This is a genomic window from Marinobacter sp. MIT930201, from assembly GCF_047122665.1.
GTDB lineage: Bacteria > Pseudomonadota > Gammaproteobacteria > Pseudomonadales > Oleiphilaceae > Marinobacter > Marinobacter salarius.
In genome coordinates this window covers 843348-859076 of record NZ_CP138916.1, presented here as the reverse complement: position 1 = coordinate 859076, position 15729 = coordinate 843348, and the positions used below count along the sequence as shown (strand labels likewise).

Here is a 15729-nt window from a genome sequence, read left to right as displayed (position 1 = left end):
CGCTTCGCGGCCTCCCCAAGGATTACCTATGAACCAACTTGATCTGCTTTACGGATTCAGCAGTGTCGTTATCGTTGTAATTCTCTTCATGGCGATAGTTGCGCTTAATGAAGTGGGATTTAGAGTAGGGCGCTTCGTACAGTCCCATACGGACGATGAAGTTAAAGCGCTTACGAGTTCCATTCAGGCCAGCGTACTGGGTTTATTGGCATTGTTGCTCGGGTTTACATTCAGCATGTCCATGCAACGATATGATAATCGAAGTATGGCCTTAATAGATGAGGCGAATGCCATAGGAACCGCAATACTGAGGGTTCAATTGCTGCCAGAGGAATACAGAGACGAAGCTGGCAATCTATTCCGGCAATATGTTGGTTTGCGTGTAGAAATTGGCCAGTTGGACCTTACCAAAACGGAAGAGCGTACTTCCTACAATGATAAAATCGCCGACTTGCAGAATCGGTTATGGGCATTGGCAATATCAGCTACCGAGGTGGACCCTCGCCCGGTAACAACTGGCGCATTTGTAAAATCACTCAATGACGTTATTGATAGTCAAGGTAAAAGAAATGCATTGCTTCAAATGCAAGTTCCAGAAGTTGTACTGGTTTTACTGTTTATAGTGTTCGTCTCCTCCGGGGGAATAATGGGGTATTCCGCAGGGTTGAGTGGAAAACGTATGTTCGCGCCGATAGTGTTGGTTTCCATACTGATTACCTTGATCGTCTTTATAATAATTGATCTGGATCGACCAAAACGCGGTCTTATACAGGTCAACCAGAGTGTCATGACTCAACTGCTGAATGATCGCAAGGAGTGATTCATTCCCTTGCCGCTGTCTTGTGCTTTGTCACTTGCGCCCGATATTCTGGCACCGGCAATCCCCCGATTCCCCAGTCCTCAAGCGCCACTTCATCAATCACGACCATGGTTGAGGCCGGTTTCTTGTCCAGAATTCGGACGAGCAAGTCGGTAACGCCCGCGATCAGTTCCGCTTTCTGTTGCGCAGAGGGTCCCTTGCCCTCCGGGCCGCCTTCGCGGGTAATTTTGATATTGACGTACGGCATGGTCAGTCTCCCTGGCTTGTGATTTCATAGTGAAAGATTTTGGCCATGATGGCCCAGCGGCCTTGATCGTAGATCAGGGTCAGGAAATCGGTGTAGTCGCGCCCCATCATGGTCATTTCCACTCGCGCGAACGCGAGAGTCGGGCCTCCCGTTTCGATCGAAATGATGCGCTCGTTGCGGGTTTCTCCATTGCTTGCTGGCGGCACCCGTTGATCCAGCACCTTCCGGTATTCGTCGAACGACAGTACCCGGTAATCCTCTGGTGTCGCACTCACATACTGGGCGTGCGGATGGAACACGCCAGAGAGCATGGCGCTGTCGGCCTTGTGCAGTCCTTCAAAATAGGTTTCGAGCAGGACCGGGATGGTTTCGTAAGGCTTGGGCGAGTTCATTGTGCGACCAGTCCTTCCGACGACATTGCGGCTTTAACGCTCGGCCGGGCCGCAATGCGATTCCAGAGGGTGTTCAGGAACGGCCAATCCTTGAGATTGATCCCGGGCACGGCGGCCCAACTGCACACTACAAAAAGGTAGGCGTCAGCAACGGTGAAGGTGTCGCCCACCAGATAGGCTCGACCATCGTCGAGCAGAGACTCCAGGTAGTCGAAATGGCGGGGGATGGTCTCCAGTGCCTGGGCACGCTGTTCGTCCGTTGCGCTGGCTTTGAAGAAGGGACCAAAGGCCTTGTGCAGCTCTGATGCGATGTAGTTCAGGTGCTCCTGCAAACGGGCTCGCTCAAGGGTGCCTACGTCGGGTATCAATGTAGTTGATTCCGCCAGGTATTGGAGGATCGCAGCGCCTTCGGTCAGTACCGCTCTGCCGGTATCCAGCGCCGGCACATAACCTTTGGGGTTGACGGTTTTATAGTCGATACCGGACTCGGTGCGCTGGGTTTGGGTATCAACGGGCTCAAGGGTGAAATCAATACCCAGTTCTCTAAGTACAATGTGTGTCGCCAGTGAGCAGGCGCCGGGTTTGAAATACAGTTTCATCGGTAGATCTCCTCTGTGTGATAAGCACTAGGCTTGGACACAGAGGAGATTACTGCCTGCAATAAGAATAGAATAATATTGAGTTATTATGATAATGATAATTTAATAGAATCATCTTTGGGTGAAGAAACAAGAGGCGTCGATGAAGCTGGAGCAATTGCGTGTACTGGATGCCATCGTGACGCAAGGCAGCTTTCGCAAAGCGTCTGAGGTGCTCTACAAATCCCAGCCCGCTTTGAGCCAGGCTATTAAAAGCCTGGAAGAGGAAACCGGGCTAACCCTGCTGTCCCGGGAGAGTTACCGCCCGGTGCTTACCCCAGCCGGTAAGGCCTATTACCGCCAGGCACGGGGTGTACTGGACCAGGTACAGGCCCTGAAGGAGTTGGCCGGCAAGTTGTCGGCCAGCCAGGAAGCGGAGGTGCGGCTGTCGGTATCCGTCACTTGTCCGTTGGGTAATCTCCTGTCAGTGATTGGTGAGCTCAAGGAGGCATACCCAGCCACGGATATCCGGCTGATGTCGGATGCCATGGGTGGCAGTGCAGAACGACTCATGGCGGGCGAGGTTGATTTTATCATCGCCACAATGGATGGTCTTTCCACAGAGGCAGTTCATGCTTCGCCCTACACCGCCGTGAATATCATCCCGGTAGCCCATCCCGGCTATGGTCCGGCAAGCAGTCGCAAGCGGCTGAGCAATGCTGAAATGCGCCCGTACGTTCAGGTTGTGGTGGCGGGTACCGGGCAGGGGCGATATGACCAGAGCCGGGACGTGGTTCCGGAGAGCCTACGGTGGACGGTGTCGGATTTTGCCGCTAAAAAAGAGATTGTGCTGGCCAGGATGGGATGGGGCGGTCTGCCGGAGCACTTGATTGCCCGTGAATTGGAGGCCGGCGAACTGGTAACGCTTGACCTGAAAGGTTACCCGATCCGCCGTTCACAGCTTCACCTGGTGCGTCGTCGGGAAGGCGCTCTGGGGGTGGTTGCCCATGAGCTTTGGGAGCGACTCTCCACCAATTAAGAACCTAGAGGTAAAAATGATCATCCAGAATCTGCTGGGAATTGATTTACCCGTCATCCAGGCGCCGATGGCCGGTGTGCAGGGGCATGAACTGGCTGTGGCAGTGTCCAATGCGGGAGGGCTGGGCTCGTTGCCCTGCGCCATGCTCAGCTCTGAAGCACTGCGAAAAGAGTTGGAGGCGCTGACAAGCCAGACCAGCAAGCCCTACAACGTCAACTTCTTCTGTCACACCCCGCCAGAGCCCGACGCCGAAGCAGAGCGTCATTGGCGCAAGGCCCTCTCGCCATATTTTGACGAGCTGGGTATTGATTCCAATGATGTATCCGCACAAGCAGGAAGGGCCCCTTTCAGCTCAGAGGCAGCGGATGTGCTGGCGGACTTCAAGCCGCCGGTGGTGAGTTTTCATTTTGGCTTGCCAGCACAAGAGTTGATGGCGCGTATAAGAGGGTGGGGCGGGAAGATACTGTCGACCGCTACAACCGTGGACGAAGCGCTCTGGCTGGAGGCGCAGGGCGTCGATGCCATTATCGCGCAAGGGCTTGAAGCAGGTGGCCATCGCGGGTTTTTTCTATCGCGGGATATCAGCACTCAGGTCGGCACCTTTGCCCTGATTCCACAAATGGTAGACGCGGTGGAAATCCCCGTTATCGCCGCTGGCGGCATTGCAGACTCCAAAGGCGTACAGGCTGCAATGGCGCTTGGGGCGGCCGGAGCGCAGATTGGCACCGCGTATTTGTTGTGCCCCGAAGCTCAAACCAAAGCAGTGCATCGCGCCGCCCTGAAATCAGAGACCAGCCGTGTTACTGCACTGACAAACCTGTTCAGCGGTGGCGCCGCCCGGGGTATTGTGAACCGAATAATGCGTGAACTGGGGCCGATGAGTTCCAGCGCTCCAGCTTTCCCCCTGGCGTCATCCGCCATTGCGCCATTGCGTGCAAAAGCCGAAGCTGATGGGAGCGGTGACTTTTCCCCTTTGTGGGCGGGGCAGAATGTTGGTGGCTGCAAGGAAGTTTCTGCTTCAAGTCTTACACGGGAGATCGGGACTTCTTCGAAATAAGAAGCCGGAGCCGGCGATATTAGAGGGCTAGCCGCCGCTATTATGCGGCGAAAGACCAAATTAACCTTGTCTTCGTAGTTGCCTGCAATAGACTGATAACAGCAGCCGGAAGCCCGTCTCAGGGTGTTGTGGCGGCTTGATAATCTGATAATCAAAGAAAGGCCAACCAATGAGAGGAATAATCGTGCCCTCTATCTTTCCTTTTTACCGCGCAGCGGCTTTTACCCTTGTTCTGATCTCCGGGCCGGCTCTGGCGGCTGATCCGGTGGTGGTGTCGTCCAAGATCGATACGGAAGGTGCTGTGTTGGGCCAGATGATCCTGCAAACCCTTGAAGAAGCCGACATTCCGGTTGAGAACCGCCTGCAGCTCGGCGCGACCAGCATCGTTCGCAATGCTATCAAGGCCGGCGAGATAGATCTGTACCCGGAGTACACCGGCAATGCCGCTTTCTTCCATGATCAGGCAGACCGGGACATCTGGAAAGATGCCGCCAAGGCTTACGAACAGGCTGCCAGCCTTGATAAGAAGGCCCATAACATTGTCTGGCTAAAGCCGGCGAAAGCCAACAATACCTGGGCCATGAGTGTGCGGGGCGATCTGGCGCGTGAGAACGGCTTGAACACGCTTGAAGATCTGGCTTCCTATATCAATGGCGGCGGCGCCTTCAAGTTTGCGGCCAGTGCCGAGTTTGTTGAATCCGCCAGTGCCTTGCCGGCGTTCCAGGAAGCGTACGGTTTCAAACTGGGGTCTGACCAGTTGCTGATCCTGTCCGGCGGCAACACTGCTGCGACGCTCCGGGCTGCGGCCCTGACCGACAACGATGTGAATGGCGCCATGACCTACGGCACTGATGGTGGGCTAAACGCGCTTGACCTGAAGGTGATGGAAGACACCCTGGGCGTCCAACCGGTCTATCAACCAGCGCCTCTCGTGCGCGCCGATGTGTTGGAAACGTATCCGAACATTCGCGAGGTTCTTGAGCCGGTCTTTGAGTCACTGGACCTGGAGACTCTTCAGCGCCTGAATGGCCAGGTTGCGGTGAATGGTGTGCCTGCAGAAGCCGTTGCCCGGGACTATCTGGATTCCCTGGCTCAGGACTAAGATTTGGCGATCACTGAGACTTTGCGCCCAAACCGAGTCATTCCGGTGCTTGGGGTGTTGGCCCTGGCACTGGTCTGGTTGCTGGACCTTGGTACTATCCAGCCCAACCGTATTGTTCCGGGCACCGGCCATGGCCTGCTTTCGGCCGTGGGATGGACAGGGGCAGGGCTGGTTACGGGGATTCTGCTGGCGACCATTGTGCTGTCCACATTGCCGTTGCGTCGTCGCTATGAGTTCCTGCTCGGTCTGATCGGACTTTCACTGGCAACGATGCCGCTGTTGCTGGAGGTGTTTGCCGCCCTCCATCTTCCCGAGAGTTCGCCCTACGCCCGCTCGTCGGTCGGGGCAGGGTTCTGGTCTCTTCTGTTTCTGCTTTCGCTGATGTTGATTGAGACCCTTGGCCGGCTCGAAGCCCGGCGTTGGTTGCAGTTGATGCTGCTGGTGTTTGTCGGTGGAAGCTGGCTTGTCTTTCTGCGTGGCGAGGGCCTTGAGAGTCTGTCGCTGGTGCGGGAGTTCAACGCTCGCCCGGACAAGTTTCAGCAGGCGCTCTGGACGCATCTGGCCTTGGCTTTGGGCGCGGTTACCATCAGTGCCGGCTTGGCGTTCGCCCTGGCGCTTAAAATGATCCGCAGCCCCGCCTGGCAGCGCCCTCTTCTGGGCGCCGTGAGTTTTCTGCAAACCATTCCAAGCCTTGCGGTATTTGGTTTGCTGATTGCGCCACTCAGTGCTCTCTCGTCAGCGCTCCCGTTTCTGCGGGATCTTGGCATCCGCGGGATTGGTTGGGCGCCAGCGCTACTGGCGTTGATCGCTTATAGTTTGCTGCCGATGGTGCGCAACACCTTTGTGGCCATTACCGAAGTTCCCGAAAGCCTGGCCGATGCGGCGCGGGGTATGGGTATGAATGAACACCAGGTGTTTTATCAGCTCAAGCTGCCGTTGGCGCTGCCGGTGATGATTGAGGGTGTACGTATCACAACCATTCAGGCAATCGGCCTTACCGCGGTAGCCGCCCTCATCGGAGCGGGTGGTTTCGGTGGTTTTATCTTTCAGGGGCTGGGGCAGGCGGCTATGGACCTGGTGTTGCTCGGCGCCTTGCCTACGATTGCGTTGGCGCTGCTTGCCGACGCGTTACTCACGATGCTGGCGGCCAGTCTCAAGCCGACACCGGCAACGGCCTGATAGGGGAAGGAACTGGTCGGATGATTGAACTGAAAAATGTCTCCCGGCGTTTCGGCGATACTATCGCAGTGGATGGGGTTAACCTGACCATCGAAACCGGTGAAGTCTGCGTGCTGGTGGGCAGTTCCGGCTGCGGTAAATCGACCACGCTGCGCATGATCAACCGTCTTTTGCCCCACAGCGTTGGCGAGATATTGGTGGATGGTGAGGACATCACCACCATGAATCCGGAACAGCTGCGGCTGAACATGGGGTATGTGATCCAGGGTACGGGGCTGTTTCCTCACTGGACGGTGGCGCGCAACATCGCCATGGTGCCCAGGCTATTGAACTGGCCGAGGGAGCGGATCGACGCACGCGTCGACGAGTTGATGACCTTGCTGGATCTCGACCCCAGCGCCCACGCCAACAAATACCCCCAGCAATTGTCTGGCGGCCAGGCGCAACGGGTCGGTGTTGCGCGGGCACTGGCGGCGGACCCCAACATTTTGTTGATGGACGAACCTTTCGGTGCATTGGATGCGATAACGCGGGAAAACCTCCAACTGGAAATGCTGCGGATCCAGAAGCAGGTCCGTAAAACCACTGTTTTCGTGACCCACGATATTGATGAAGCACTGAAGCTGGCCACCCGCATTGCCGTGATGGATCAGGGGCGCATCATCCAGCATGACACGCCGGAGAATATCCTCCGACATCCAGCATCTGACTTTGTTGAAAACCTGATTGGCAAGCAGGACCGCGGTCTGAAACTGATGAGCCTGCGGCCTGTGCGAGACCTGATGGCCAATCACACCGAGCCGCGGCAGTCCGAACCTGGGGAGCATGTGCTCAGGGAGGAGGACAGTATTCGCCTGGCCCTGTCCGTGATGCTCTGGCAGGACCTGCGACAGGTTGCGGTGTTCAATGCGCAAGGGCAGGAGACGGGTGTGATTACCCGTGAACGCATTATCCAGGAAGGCGTGTAATGCGTGTCTGGTTACCTGCCACTCTTTTGGCCTCGCTGCTGCTCGCGCTGAGTGCCGGCATGCCGGTGCTGGAGCCATTGTTTAACTGGGTGCAGCCGGGCAAGCAGCAGGTGATCTATGACCGGGAGAGCTTTTTATTCCTGCTTCAGAATCACCTGATGCTGGTCGTCGTATCGGCGGCCGTGGGTACGTTCGTTGCGGTGGCTGGCGGCATCTTTGTTACCCGTCCTTTTGGCCGCGATTTCCTGCCTCTGGTCGGCCAGGTGGCTTCTATTGGCCAGACCTTTCCTCCAGTGGCTGTACTTGCGTTGGCGGTACCGGTGCTTGGTTTCGGCGAGGCACCGATTCTTCTCGCGTTGGTCCTTTATGGCTTGCTTCCCATTCTGCGTAATACCCTGGCGGGTCTGGAAGGTATCAATCCGGCTGTGCGGGAGGCCGCACTGGGTATGGGCATGTCGCCAGTGCAGGTCCTTGTGCGAGTAGAACTGCCCCTGGCCGGAAGGGTCATTCTCGCGGGTATTCGAACCTCTGTTACTATCAATATCGCGACCGCCGCTATCGGCTCAACCATTGGAGCCCGCACCCTGGGCGATCCGGTGATTGCCGGGCTGGTGAACGGCAATACCGCGTATGTGCTGCAAGGGGCGATTCTGATCGGGTTGCTTGCGCTGACAACGGATAGCCTGTTTGAAGCACTTGAACGATTCTGGGATCGTCGATTGCAATCCGTAGGAGTCTAGATGGGTAGTTATCTGCTGTTCGTAGTTATCGCTATAGCGACTGTCCTCAGCCCGGGGCCAGGCGTTATGTTGACACTGACCAACGCCATTCGGTTCGGTGTGTCCGGTGCCTTCGGCGGAATTCTGGGGATTGCCTTTGGTACGTTCATTGTTGCGGGTATTTCAGCCACAAGCCTGGGCATTGTACTGGCGACGTCGGCGACGGCGTTTAGCATCATGAAGTTTATTGGTGCCGCCTACCTGATTTATCTGGGGGTAAAACTGTGGCGGTCTCCTGTTGCGGAAATGGAGGAAGCGGCGGCGGCAGCTCGGAGCAGGAAACTCCAGTTTCTTGAGGGGCTGACATTGCAACTCACAAACCCGAAAGCCGTATTCTTCTTCCTGTCTGTTTTTCCTCAATTTATTGATTACTCGACTGAATTTGTCGGCCAGTTTGCCCTTTTGGTCGTCACTTACAGCGCTTTGGTTGTCGCCATCCACTTGCTGTATGCGCGCCTCGCCAGATCAGCCCGTGGCTGGCTTTCTTCCGAGAAAGGTGGGCAGTTAGTCAATAAACTGGGTGGGGCGACGTTTGTTGGTTTTGGGGTGGGGCTGGCAACGGCGAGCAGGTAGCGGCGAATCACTTCCAGCGCTTGTATGGGTGCTTCAGTCGTTGGAAACTGCTCCATTGTCTGTGGTGTAGCCATCGGTTAGATTTCCCAAACATGTCGGCGATAAAGTCAAAGAAAGTGGTAATGCCTAGTGCATGTCGAGGGGAGGAAAAGCATGGAGCAAAGTGAAACAAACTCTCAGTTCAACGCGGAATTACTTTGTCCGGCGAAGCCCGGCGAAGGCGCTCCCTGGGCCTTTATCGTTCTGCCCCGGGAGGCAAGCGAAAAGCTTCCCAGGCGGGGAAGAACAACGGTAGAGGCCAGCCTCAACGGTCATCATTTTCAGGTAACGCTCGAGCCCGATGGTCAATTGAGCCATTGGCTAAAGGTGAGCAAGGAACATCTCGAAGCTGCAGGTGTGAGCGTCGGTGATGTTGTTGATTTGGGCATCAGGCCGGTGGACCAGGAACCTGAACCAGAAGTTCCCTCGGACCTGCAAGAGGCGTTGGAAGCGGCTCCTGAGGCTCGGGTGGTTTGGAATGAGACAACCACCATCGCGCGTCTGGACTGGATTCATTGGATTGTCTCAGCCAAGCAGGCAAAAACCCGGACGAAGCGGATTAGCGATGCGTGCGACATGCTGGCCTCGGGAAAGCGGCGCGTTTGCTGCTTTGATCCTTCAGGGTATTACAGCAAAGCACTCAGTGCGCCCAAGGCGGCGGACACACAGGAGATTGGATGAGCAAGCCCGTTGTTTCAAGCCCCCTGCGGCGAGCTTTCCCGCTTGTCGCAATCCTTTTGCTCACCGCCTGCGATGCGCCACAACTTCTTCCGCCTGACGCCCGCCTTCCGGACGGCAGTACCTATTCCGGTGATATTCAGGATGGTTACTTTCACGGTGAAGGCGTTCAGGAATTTGCCAGTGGCATGGTCTACACCGGCCAGTTTCAGGAAGGCTACTGGCACGGCCATGGTGAGCTCGAATCTCCGGCGGGTTGGCATTACGAGGGCGAGTTCCAGAAAGGGACGATGTCGGGACAGGGCGTAATCGAAGACGACGGCAGTCGCTACGAGGGGGAATTCCGGAACGGTGAGTTTCACGGTGAGGGGCGTTACGAAGCCGGTGGCAGTGTCTATATCGCTGAGTTTGAAGATGGCGAGCCCGTGGAGGGAAAACACGTTACGGATTACGGCACCTACGAAGGGGAGTTCCGTGACTGGTATTACCACGGGGAAGGCAGCTACGCCTTTACCGGCGAATCGGAGGATCTGGGCAGCCTCACAGGAACCTGGGAGTTTGGTGAGTTCGTCGATCAGGAAGAGTACGTCGCGGAAGCATCTGTCCCGGAAGAACCAGCGCTTTTGACTGAGACTATTCTCGTCGAAGACCGTCAGCGCCTGAGCAACCAGATCGAGAGTCTCGCCCCGGAACAGGCGGGGGTGGCAGATGCCTACTTCCTGGCCGTGGGTGGCGACGGCACCGAGTCGGTGTTCATGCGCGATATCCAGGTTGCTAAGACTGGCCTTCAGGCGCAGTTCGATGTGGAAAACCGCGCCATCATGCTGCTCAATCACCGGGACTATGAAACGTTTCCTCTGGCTACCCGGCCATCCATTGCCTCAGCTCTGGAGGCATTGGATGCGCAGATGAATCCTGAGGAAGACCTGCTTGTGGTTCACCTGGTCAGCCACGGTATGCAAAACGGACAACTGCTGTTGCAGCAACCCGGTATCGAGTTGCCGAACCTCTCGCCGCAGGATTTTGCGGAAATGCTGGAACCACTGAACATACGCCGAAAACTGCTGGTGATTTCCGCATGCTACTCCGGCCAGTGGATAGAGCCACTCAAGGACGCAGACACACTGATCATGACCTCCGCCCGGGCAGATCGTACCTCTTTCGGCTGCGGTGATGACTCGGAAATGACTTGGTTCACCAAGGCGGTTTATCAGAGTGTGGGGCTGTCATTGGCCGCCCCTTATGTCATGTTCGAGGACATCAACCAGCAGATCCGAACCTGGGAAGAAGAGATTGGTATGGAGGAATCGAATTGGTCCTATCCCCAGTCGCACGTGGGTGAGAACCTGCGAGAGTGGTTGAGCCAGATGCCTCAGTCTGCACCTTAGAAAGCTAAAACACCGTGACGAGCTCGCGATGGACCCGATGATCACAGCCGCTGGCCGAGCGCTTGCGATGGGCGACCCGTTGGCCGCGCTGAACTGCGTTGCCTTGCGCGACGACGCGCCGTCGCTTGCGCTGCGTGGCATCGCCATGGCCCAGCTCGGAGAACTGGACCGGGCCAGGGTGTTGATAGGCAACGCTACCCGTGCTTTTGGTTCGCAGGAACCGTTGGCACGCGCAAAGTGCATTGTGGCCGAGGCGGAAATTGCGCTTGCTTCCCGTGATCTCGGCTGGCCATCCCGCAAGCTTGACGCAGCGCGCGAGGTGCTGGAACAGCATGGCGACCGGGTGAACGCAACGCATGCGCGCTATATCGATATCCGGCGCCGGCTGCTGATTGGTCGACTCAATGAAGCTGAGTTCGAACTAGGGGGTACGGACGTTGCCTCGTTGCCGCCGGCGTTGAGAACCATCCACGAACTCATTGTTGCCGGGATCGCTATGCGGCGCCTGGAAACCCAGGTGGCACGCGATGCGCTCCTGCAGGCCGAACGCGCCTCACAGCACGCCGGTATTCCGGCTCTTGTGGCTGAAGTCGCCATTAAAGTTGAACTCCTGGGCTTGCCCGCCGCTCGCCTGACCAGGATGGGTAGTGAGCGGTTGCTGCTTCTGAATGAAGTAGAAGCGTTAATGGCGTCCCAGGCGTTTGTGGTCGACGGGTGCCGTTATACCGTGAAGCACAAGGAAGCCGTTGTGTTACTCGCGACGCGCCCAGTGCTGTTCGTGTTGCTTCGCATCATGGCTGAAGCCTGGCCCAAAGAAGCATCCAGAGACGAGCTGATTGCACGGGCATTTCGCATGAAACAGGCTGATGATTCCCATCGTGCACGCCTGCGGGTGGAGATCGGGCGCCTTCGTGAGTTATTGAAGCCGTTGGCAACCGTGGATGCCACGTCACGGGGTTTTGCACTGGTACCCCACGAGGCGTGCGAGGTGGCCGTCCTGGCACAGCCAGTGGAGGAAAAGTACGCGCCTATACTGGCACTGCTTTCCGATGGTGAGTCCTGGTCGAGTTCCGCCTTGGCTCTGGCGTTGAATATCGGCCAGCGCAGCGTGCAGCGGGCACTCGATACGTTAGCGACAGAAGGCAAGGTTTACTCGTTTGGCCGGGGCCGCAACCGCCGCTGGACAACGCCACCCATTGCCGGATTCGCGACAATCTTGTTACTCCCTGGTTCACTGGCCCTTGGCTAATATGGGGACGTGATTCAGTCAACCAGGAGACGACCATGAAACAGTTTAGTGCAGAGATTCTCAACGAGTACGGCCCCTTCCACGGAGCTGAGCAGATCCATGGGGTTACATTCGATGGGGAGCGCGTCTGGTTTGCATCCGGTGACAAACTGAATGCAATCGATCCGGATAGCGGCAAGCCGGTCGATTCCCTTAGTGTGCCAGCACAAGCTGGGACCGCTTTCGACGGGCACCATATCTTTCAGATTGCGGACAGCCAGATTCAAAAGGTTGATCCAAAAACCGGCGAGGTACTTGGAACCATCCCTGCGCCAGACGGCTGCTCGGGGCTGGCATGGGCGGAAGGGTCTCTCTGGGTGGGGCAGTATCAGGCGTGCAAGATTCATCAGCTGGACCCGCAAACAGGGAAGGTTCTTCGTAGCATCGAATCCAACCGACATGTGACCGGTGTTACCTGGATCGACAGCGAACTTTGGCACGCCACCTGGGACGGTGACGACAATGAGATCAGGCAGATCGACCCTCAGACCGGGGACGTTCTGAAAAGCATTGCAATGCCGTCCGGCGTTGGCATATCGGGGCTTGAGGCAGATGGCCGTAGTCGCTTCTTCTGCGGAGGCGGGAAGAGTGGAAAATTGAGGGTTGTTCGTTGTCCGGATTAACTGCCAAAACCATCCATGGACAGGTGGCGCAGTGGGGTTGTTGCAGGCGCATCCTACGCATCCTAGATGTCTCGTGATTCAAACTCCGTATTGCGCGGATCAAGTTCCTCAACCCCCAATCCTGCTTCCGGAGTGACGGTGTAGTACTGCTCCTGCTGCTCCACAGTCGGGTGTTGGCGCTTCGGCCCCGCCACCATGAACAGGATCAGCCCTCCCAGCATCAGGGCATTGCTGACGAAAAGGCCCCGCGGCCCCAGAAAGTCCATGAACAGGGAACTGATCAGCGGGCCGATGATGCTGCCAATGCCATAACTCAGTAACAGCGCTGTGCTTGCTGCGGTGATCTGGTGGGTTTCCATCAGGTCATTGGTGATGGCCACAGCGATGGGGTAGATGGCAGCGCTGATACCCATGTACAACCCGACAAACAGCACCAGGGCCACCATGCTGATGTTGCCAATAGCAGCGGCAGCCAGGCTGCACACGGCAGCGACGATGGCGGCCACCAGCATGACCCGGTATCGGTCGAAGCGGTCGCACAGTTGCCCGATGGGCCAGGCCATCAGCATGGCAGCCACGATGGCCGAAGCCATGAAGTTGGAGAGCTGCCCGAGGTTCAGGCCAATCTGATTGGCGTACACTGGCCCCATGGCATAGAAGGCACTGATGAGCAGCCCGGCGATCAGTGCGCCGAGCGTGCCCGTTGGTGACTTGTTATAGAGTTTACGTAATGACAGGCGTTCACCCTGCGAAACCGACGGTGACTCCCGGCGGGTCATTGTCAGGGGCGTGAGGGCGAGAACCACCAGGATGGTTGCCAGGGAGAAGGGAATAAAGCCCGCCGGGTCGGCAACGCGTATCAGCACCTGACCTCCGGCGGTGGATAGGAAGAAGATGACCTGGTAAATGGCAAACAGGCTGGCCCGGTTACGGTTGTCGGCCTTGCTGCTGAACCAGCTTTCCATCACGATCATCAGGCCGGCCATTACGAAGCCGCCAACGGCCCGTAGGCCACCCCAGAGTCCGGCCTGGACGGCCATTGGATAAATCAGTATTGAGGCAGAAAGCACCGCAGCGAAAACCGCGAACGCGCGGATGTGTCCCACCTTTTCAATGATTCGCCCGGCATAGAGCGTGCCGGCCACAAAGCCGATGGAGTAGAACGCCAGGATCCAACCGATCACACTGGCGCTGAAGTCTTCGATGCTGAGCCTGAGCCCCAGCAGGGTCATGAGGAAAGCGTTACCCGCGATGAGCAGAATGATGCTCAGGATCATTGACGTCAGGCTGATGATGGTTTGCCGCATCAATCGTCCGTCCCCGCTTGTCCGCTAGTCTGGATGTCCGTATAAGTTTGTGGGGTTGTGCGGAAATACTGTAGTGATGGTCTCGCTTGAATTAAAGGGGCCCATCCGATCCGTCTGTGGTGTGAATTCGTGCGCTGTTGAGAACAGCGCTTCAGAGGTGAGGTAGAAAGTTCATTGACGCCGGAACAAATCGATACCCTGCTGGAAACCATCCCCGACGCCCGTGACGGTCTCACCCGCACGGAGCGGATCATTCTCTATGTGTTACACGAAACCCAGCGTGAGTTAAAAGGTCGTAACGTGCCAACGGTTATGCTCTATGGCCGGGTGGTGGAATACGTCAACATCAGCGAAGCGGAGCTCCATGTCTATCTGGACAGGTTGGGTGTGAGGGGCGGCTGAGTTGCCCCAGGTCATTGATTTTCGCCGTTCATTATTTGCGCAAACGCTAATCCACTGTTAGGTTTCTAGTCAGGGCTTCATCCTGAATTCATAGGGAGAGCGCATGGCAGACACCGTCACTGACTTGCTGGTCCGCTACTGGGCCACCGGCTTCTTCATCGTTGCCACATTGGGCCTTTGTGCCTTTATGGTGGGTGCCTCCAGCTTGCTTGGAGGGCGTAGCCGGGGTGTCAGCAAATCCCTCCCTTTCGAGTCCGGCATCGTCGGCACCGGTGATGCCAGACAACGCTTTTCCGTCAAGTTTTATCTGGTCGCGATGCTGTTCGTGATCTTCGATATCGAAGCCGTGTTCCTGTTTGCCTGGGCCATTGTCATTCCCGACGTGGGCTGGACAGGATTCTGGGGCGCGGCGGTTTTTATCCTGATTCTGCTGGCCGGTCTGCTCTATGACAGTCGTACCGGTGCCCTGGACTGGGCCCCGGAATCATCCAGCGGTAGACCTCGTAGTCCGGCAGGCTGATTCAACGCACCCGATTACGGCGCGGGCCAACGGTGATTTCGCTGTTGGGACCAGCGCCCATGGAGGCGCAGCATGTCCTACACACTGACCAGAGCGGAACCTTCGCCGGAAGGTGACACGCGATACCCGGTAAGGCAACAGGAACCGTCGGAAGATCCGGTGAAACGCCAGCTTGAACGCAATGTGTTCACCGGCAAGCTGAGCGACGTTCTCAATTCCGCGGTCAACTGGGGCCGCAAGAATTCCCTTTGGCCCTACAACTTCGGGCTGTCCTGCTGCTACGTGGAAATGACCACGGCCTTCACCGCGCCCCACGACATTGCCCGTTTCGGCTCCGAAGTTATCCGCGCATCGCCCCGACAGGCGGATTTCATGGTGATTGCCGGCACCTGCTTTATCAAGATGGCACCGGTGATCCAGCAACTGTACGACCAGATGCTGGAACCCAAGTGGGTAATCTCCATGGGCTCCTGCGCAAACTCCGGCGGTATGTACGACATCTACTCGGTGGTGCAGGGCGTCGACAAGTTCCTGCCAGTGGATGTGTATGTGCCCGGTTGCCCGCCCCGGCCAGAGGCCTTTCTGCAGGGGTTGCAGTTGCTGCAGGACTCCATCCAGGAAGAACGCCGCCCGCTGTCCTGGGTGGTGGGCGATCAGGGGGTCTATCGGGCGGAGATGCCGTCCCAGCGTGAAAAATGGCGGGACCAGCGCATCCAGGCCACCGAACTGAGAACGCCGGACAAACTGTGA

General features: G+C 57.1%; 19 protein-coding genes. 15 read left to right on the top strand and 4 right to left on the bottom strand.

Annotated features, from left to right (window positions below; genetic code table 11):
* The first annotated feature begins 28 nt into the window (after positions 1–28).
* Positions 29–820, top strand: coding sequence for a DUF4239 domain-containing protein (locus tag SIC19_RS04050; protein WP_041335313.1), 792 nt, complete (start codon positions 29–31; stop codon positions 818–820).
* A 1-nt stretch (position 821) separates the two neighbouring features.
* Here SIC19_RS04050 and SIC19_RS04045 read toward each other — a convergent pair whose 3' ends face one another.
* From SIC19_RS04045 to gstA, 3 genes are read right to left on the bottom strand one after another with little or no spacing between them, the layout of a single operon-like run.
* A complete protein-coding gene (locus SIC19_RS04045; RefSeq protein ID WP_036204364.1) occupies positions 822–1067 on the bottom strand; it encodes a tautomerase family protein in 246 nt (81 codons plus the stop codon).
* A 2-nt stretch (positions 1068–1069) separates the two neighbouring features.
* Positions 1070–1459, bottom strand: a complete 390-nt coding sequence (locus SIC19_RS04040) for a nuclear transport factor 2 family protein (protein WP_091641741.1) — start codon at positions 1457–1459, stop codon at positions 1070–1072.
* Positions 1456–2058 (bottom strand): glutathione transferase GstA, encoded by a 603-nt coding sequence (gstA, locus tag SIC19_RS04035; RefSeq protein ID WP_041335317.1) that lies wholly within the window; start codon positions 2056–2058, stop codon positions 1456–1458. The genes SIC19_RS04040 and gstA overlap by 4 nt, the downstream gene beginning before the upstream one ends.
* A gap of 142 nt (positions 2059–2200) precedes the next feature.
* Between gstA and SIC19_RS04030 the strand changes: the two genes are divergently transcribed.
* The 11 genes from SIC19_RS04030 (at position 2201) to SIC19_RS03980 (ending at position 12750) form a co-directional block, all read left to right on the top strand.
* Entirely contained in the window at positions 2201–3076 is an 876-nt protein-coding gene (locus SIC19_RS04030; RefSeq protein ID WP_278368233.1) for a LysR family transcriptional regulator, read from the top strand.
* A gap of 16 nt (positions 3077–3092) precedes the next feature.
* Positions 3093–4133 (top strand): NAD(P)H-dependent flavin oxidoreductase, encoded by a 1041-nt coding sequence (locus SIC19_RS04025; RefSeq protein WP_269399905.1) that lies wholly within the window; start codon positions 3093–3095, stop codon positions 4131–4133.
* 184 nt (positions 4134–4317) lie between these two features.
* Positions 4318–5235: an ABC transporter substrate-binding protein gene (locus SIC19_RS04020; protein ID WP_412535579.1), complete on the top strand. Its 918-nt coding sequence runs from the start codon at positions 4318–4320 to the stop codon at positions 5233–5235.
* A gap of 3 nt (positions 5236–5238) precedes the next feature.
* Complete coding sequence (locus SIC19_RS04015) at positions 5239–6414, top strand: ABC transporter permease (protein ID WP_278368229.1); 1176 nt, start codon at positions 5239–5241, stop codon at positions 6412–6414.
* Between the two features lie 20 nt (positions 6415–6434).
* Positions 6435–7382, top strand: a complete 948-nt coding sequence (locus SIC19_RS04010) for an ABC transporter ATP-binding protein (RefSeq protein WP_085681413.1) — start codon at positions 6435–6437, stop codon at positions 7380–7382.
* The gene (locus SIC19_RS04005; protein ID WP_085681412.1) at positions 7382–8122 is read left to right on the top strand and encodes an ABC transporter permease; all 741 of its coding nucleotides are present in this window, start codon (positions 7382–7384) and stop codon (positions 8120–8122) included. The genes SIC19_RS04010 and SIC19_RS04005 overlap by 1 nt, the downstream gene beginning before the upstream one ends.
* Positions 8123–8734, top strand: a complete 612-nt coding sequence (locus SIC19_RS04000; protein ID WP_085681411.1) for a LysE family translocator — start codon at positions 8123–8125, stop codon at positions 8732–8734.
* 153 nt (positions 8735–8887) lie between these two features.
* Positions 8888–9454: a YdeI/OmpD-associated family protein gene (locus tag SIC19_RS03995; RefSeq protein WP_085681410.1), complete on the top strand. Its 567-nt coding sequence runs from the start codon at positions 8888–8890 to the stop codon at positions 9452–9454.
* Positions 9451–10839 (top strand): C13 family peptidase, encoded by a 1389-nt coding sequence (locus tag SIC19_RS03990; RefSeq protein ID WP_269399903.1) that lies wholly within the window; start codon positions 9451–9453, stop codon positions 10837–10839. The genes SIC19_RS03995 and SIC19_RS03990 overlap by 4 nt, the downstream gene beginning before the upstream one ends.
* Positions 10840–10867: 28 nt before the next feature.
* On the top strand, positions 10868–12088 hold the full coding sequence (locus SIC19_RS03985) for a helix-turn-helix domain-containing protein (protein WP_269399902.1): 1221 nt from the start codon (positions 10868–10870) through the stop codon (positions 12086–12088).
* 35 nt (positions 12089–12123) lie between these two features.
* Positions 12124–12750 (top strand): PQQ-binding-like beta-propeller repeat protein, encoded by a 627-nt coding sequence (locus tag SIC19_RS03980; RefSeq protein ID WP_041335330.1) that lies wholly within the window; start codon positions 12124–12126, stop codon positions 12748–12750.
* A gap of 62 nt (positions 12751–12812) precedes the next feature.
* Here the strand turns inward: SIC19_RS03980 and SIC19_RS03975 are convergent, their stop codons facing one another.
* Complete coding sequence (locus SIC19_RS03975; RefSeq protein WP_278368224.1) at positions 12813–14057, bottom strand: MFS transporter; 1245 nt, start codon at positions 14055–14057, stop codon at positions 12813–12815.
* Positions 14058–14231: 174 nt separating this feature from the next.
* Here SIC19_RS03975 and SIC19_RS03970 point away from each other — a divergent pair, with 174 nt between their 5' ends.
* From SIC19_RS03970 to SIC19_RS03960, 3 genes are all read left to right on the top strand, one after another.
* Positions 14232–14459, top strand: a complete 228-nt coding sequence (locus SIC19_RS03970) for a hypothetical protein (RefSeq protein ID WP_051946607.1) — start codon at positions 14232–14234, stop codon at positions 14457–14459.
* A 103-nt stretch (positions 14460–14562) separates the two neighbouring features.
* Positions 14563–14979: an NADH-quinone oxidoreductase subunit A gene (gene ndhC, locus SIC19_RS03965; RefSeq protein ID WP_041335332.1), complete on the top strand. Its 417-nt coding sequence runs from the start codon at positions 14563–14565 to the stop codon at positions 14977–14979.
* 72 nt (positions 14980–15051) lie between these two features.
* Positions 15052–15729 (top strand): NuoB/complex I 20 kDa subunit family protein, encoded by a 678-nt coding sequence (locus SIC19_RS03960; RefSeq protein ID WP_085681405.1) that lies wholly within the window; start codon positions 15052–15054, stop codon positions 15727–15729.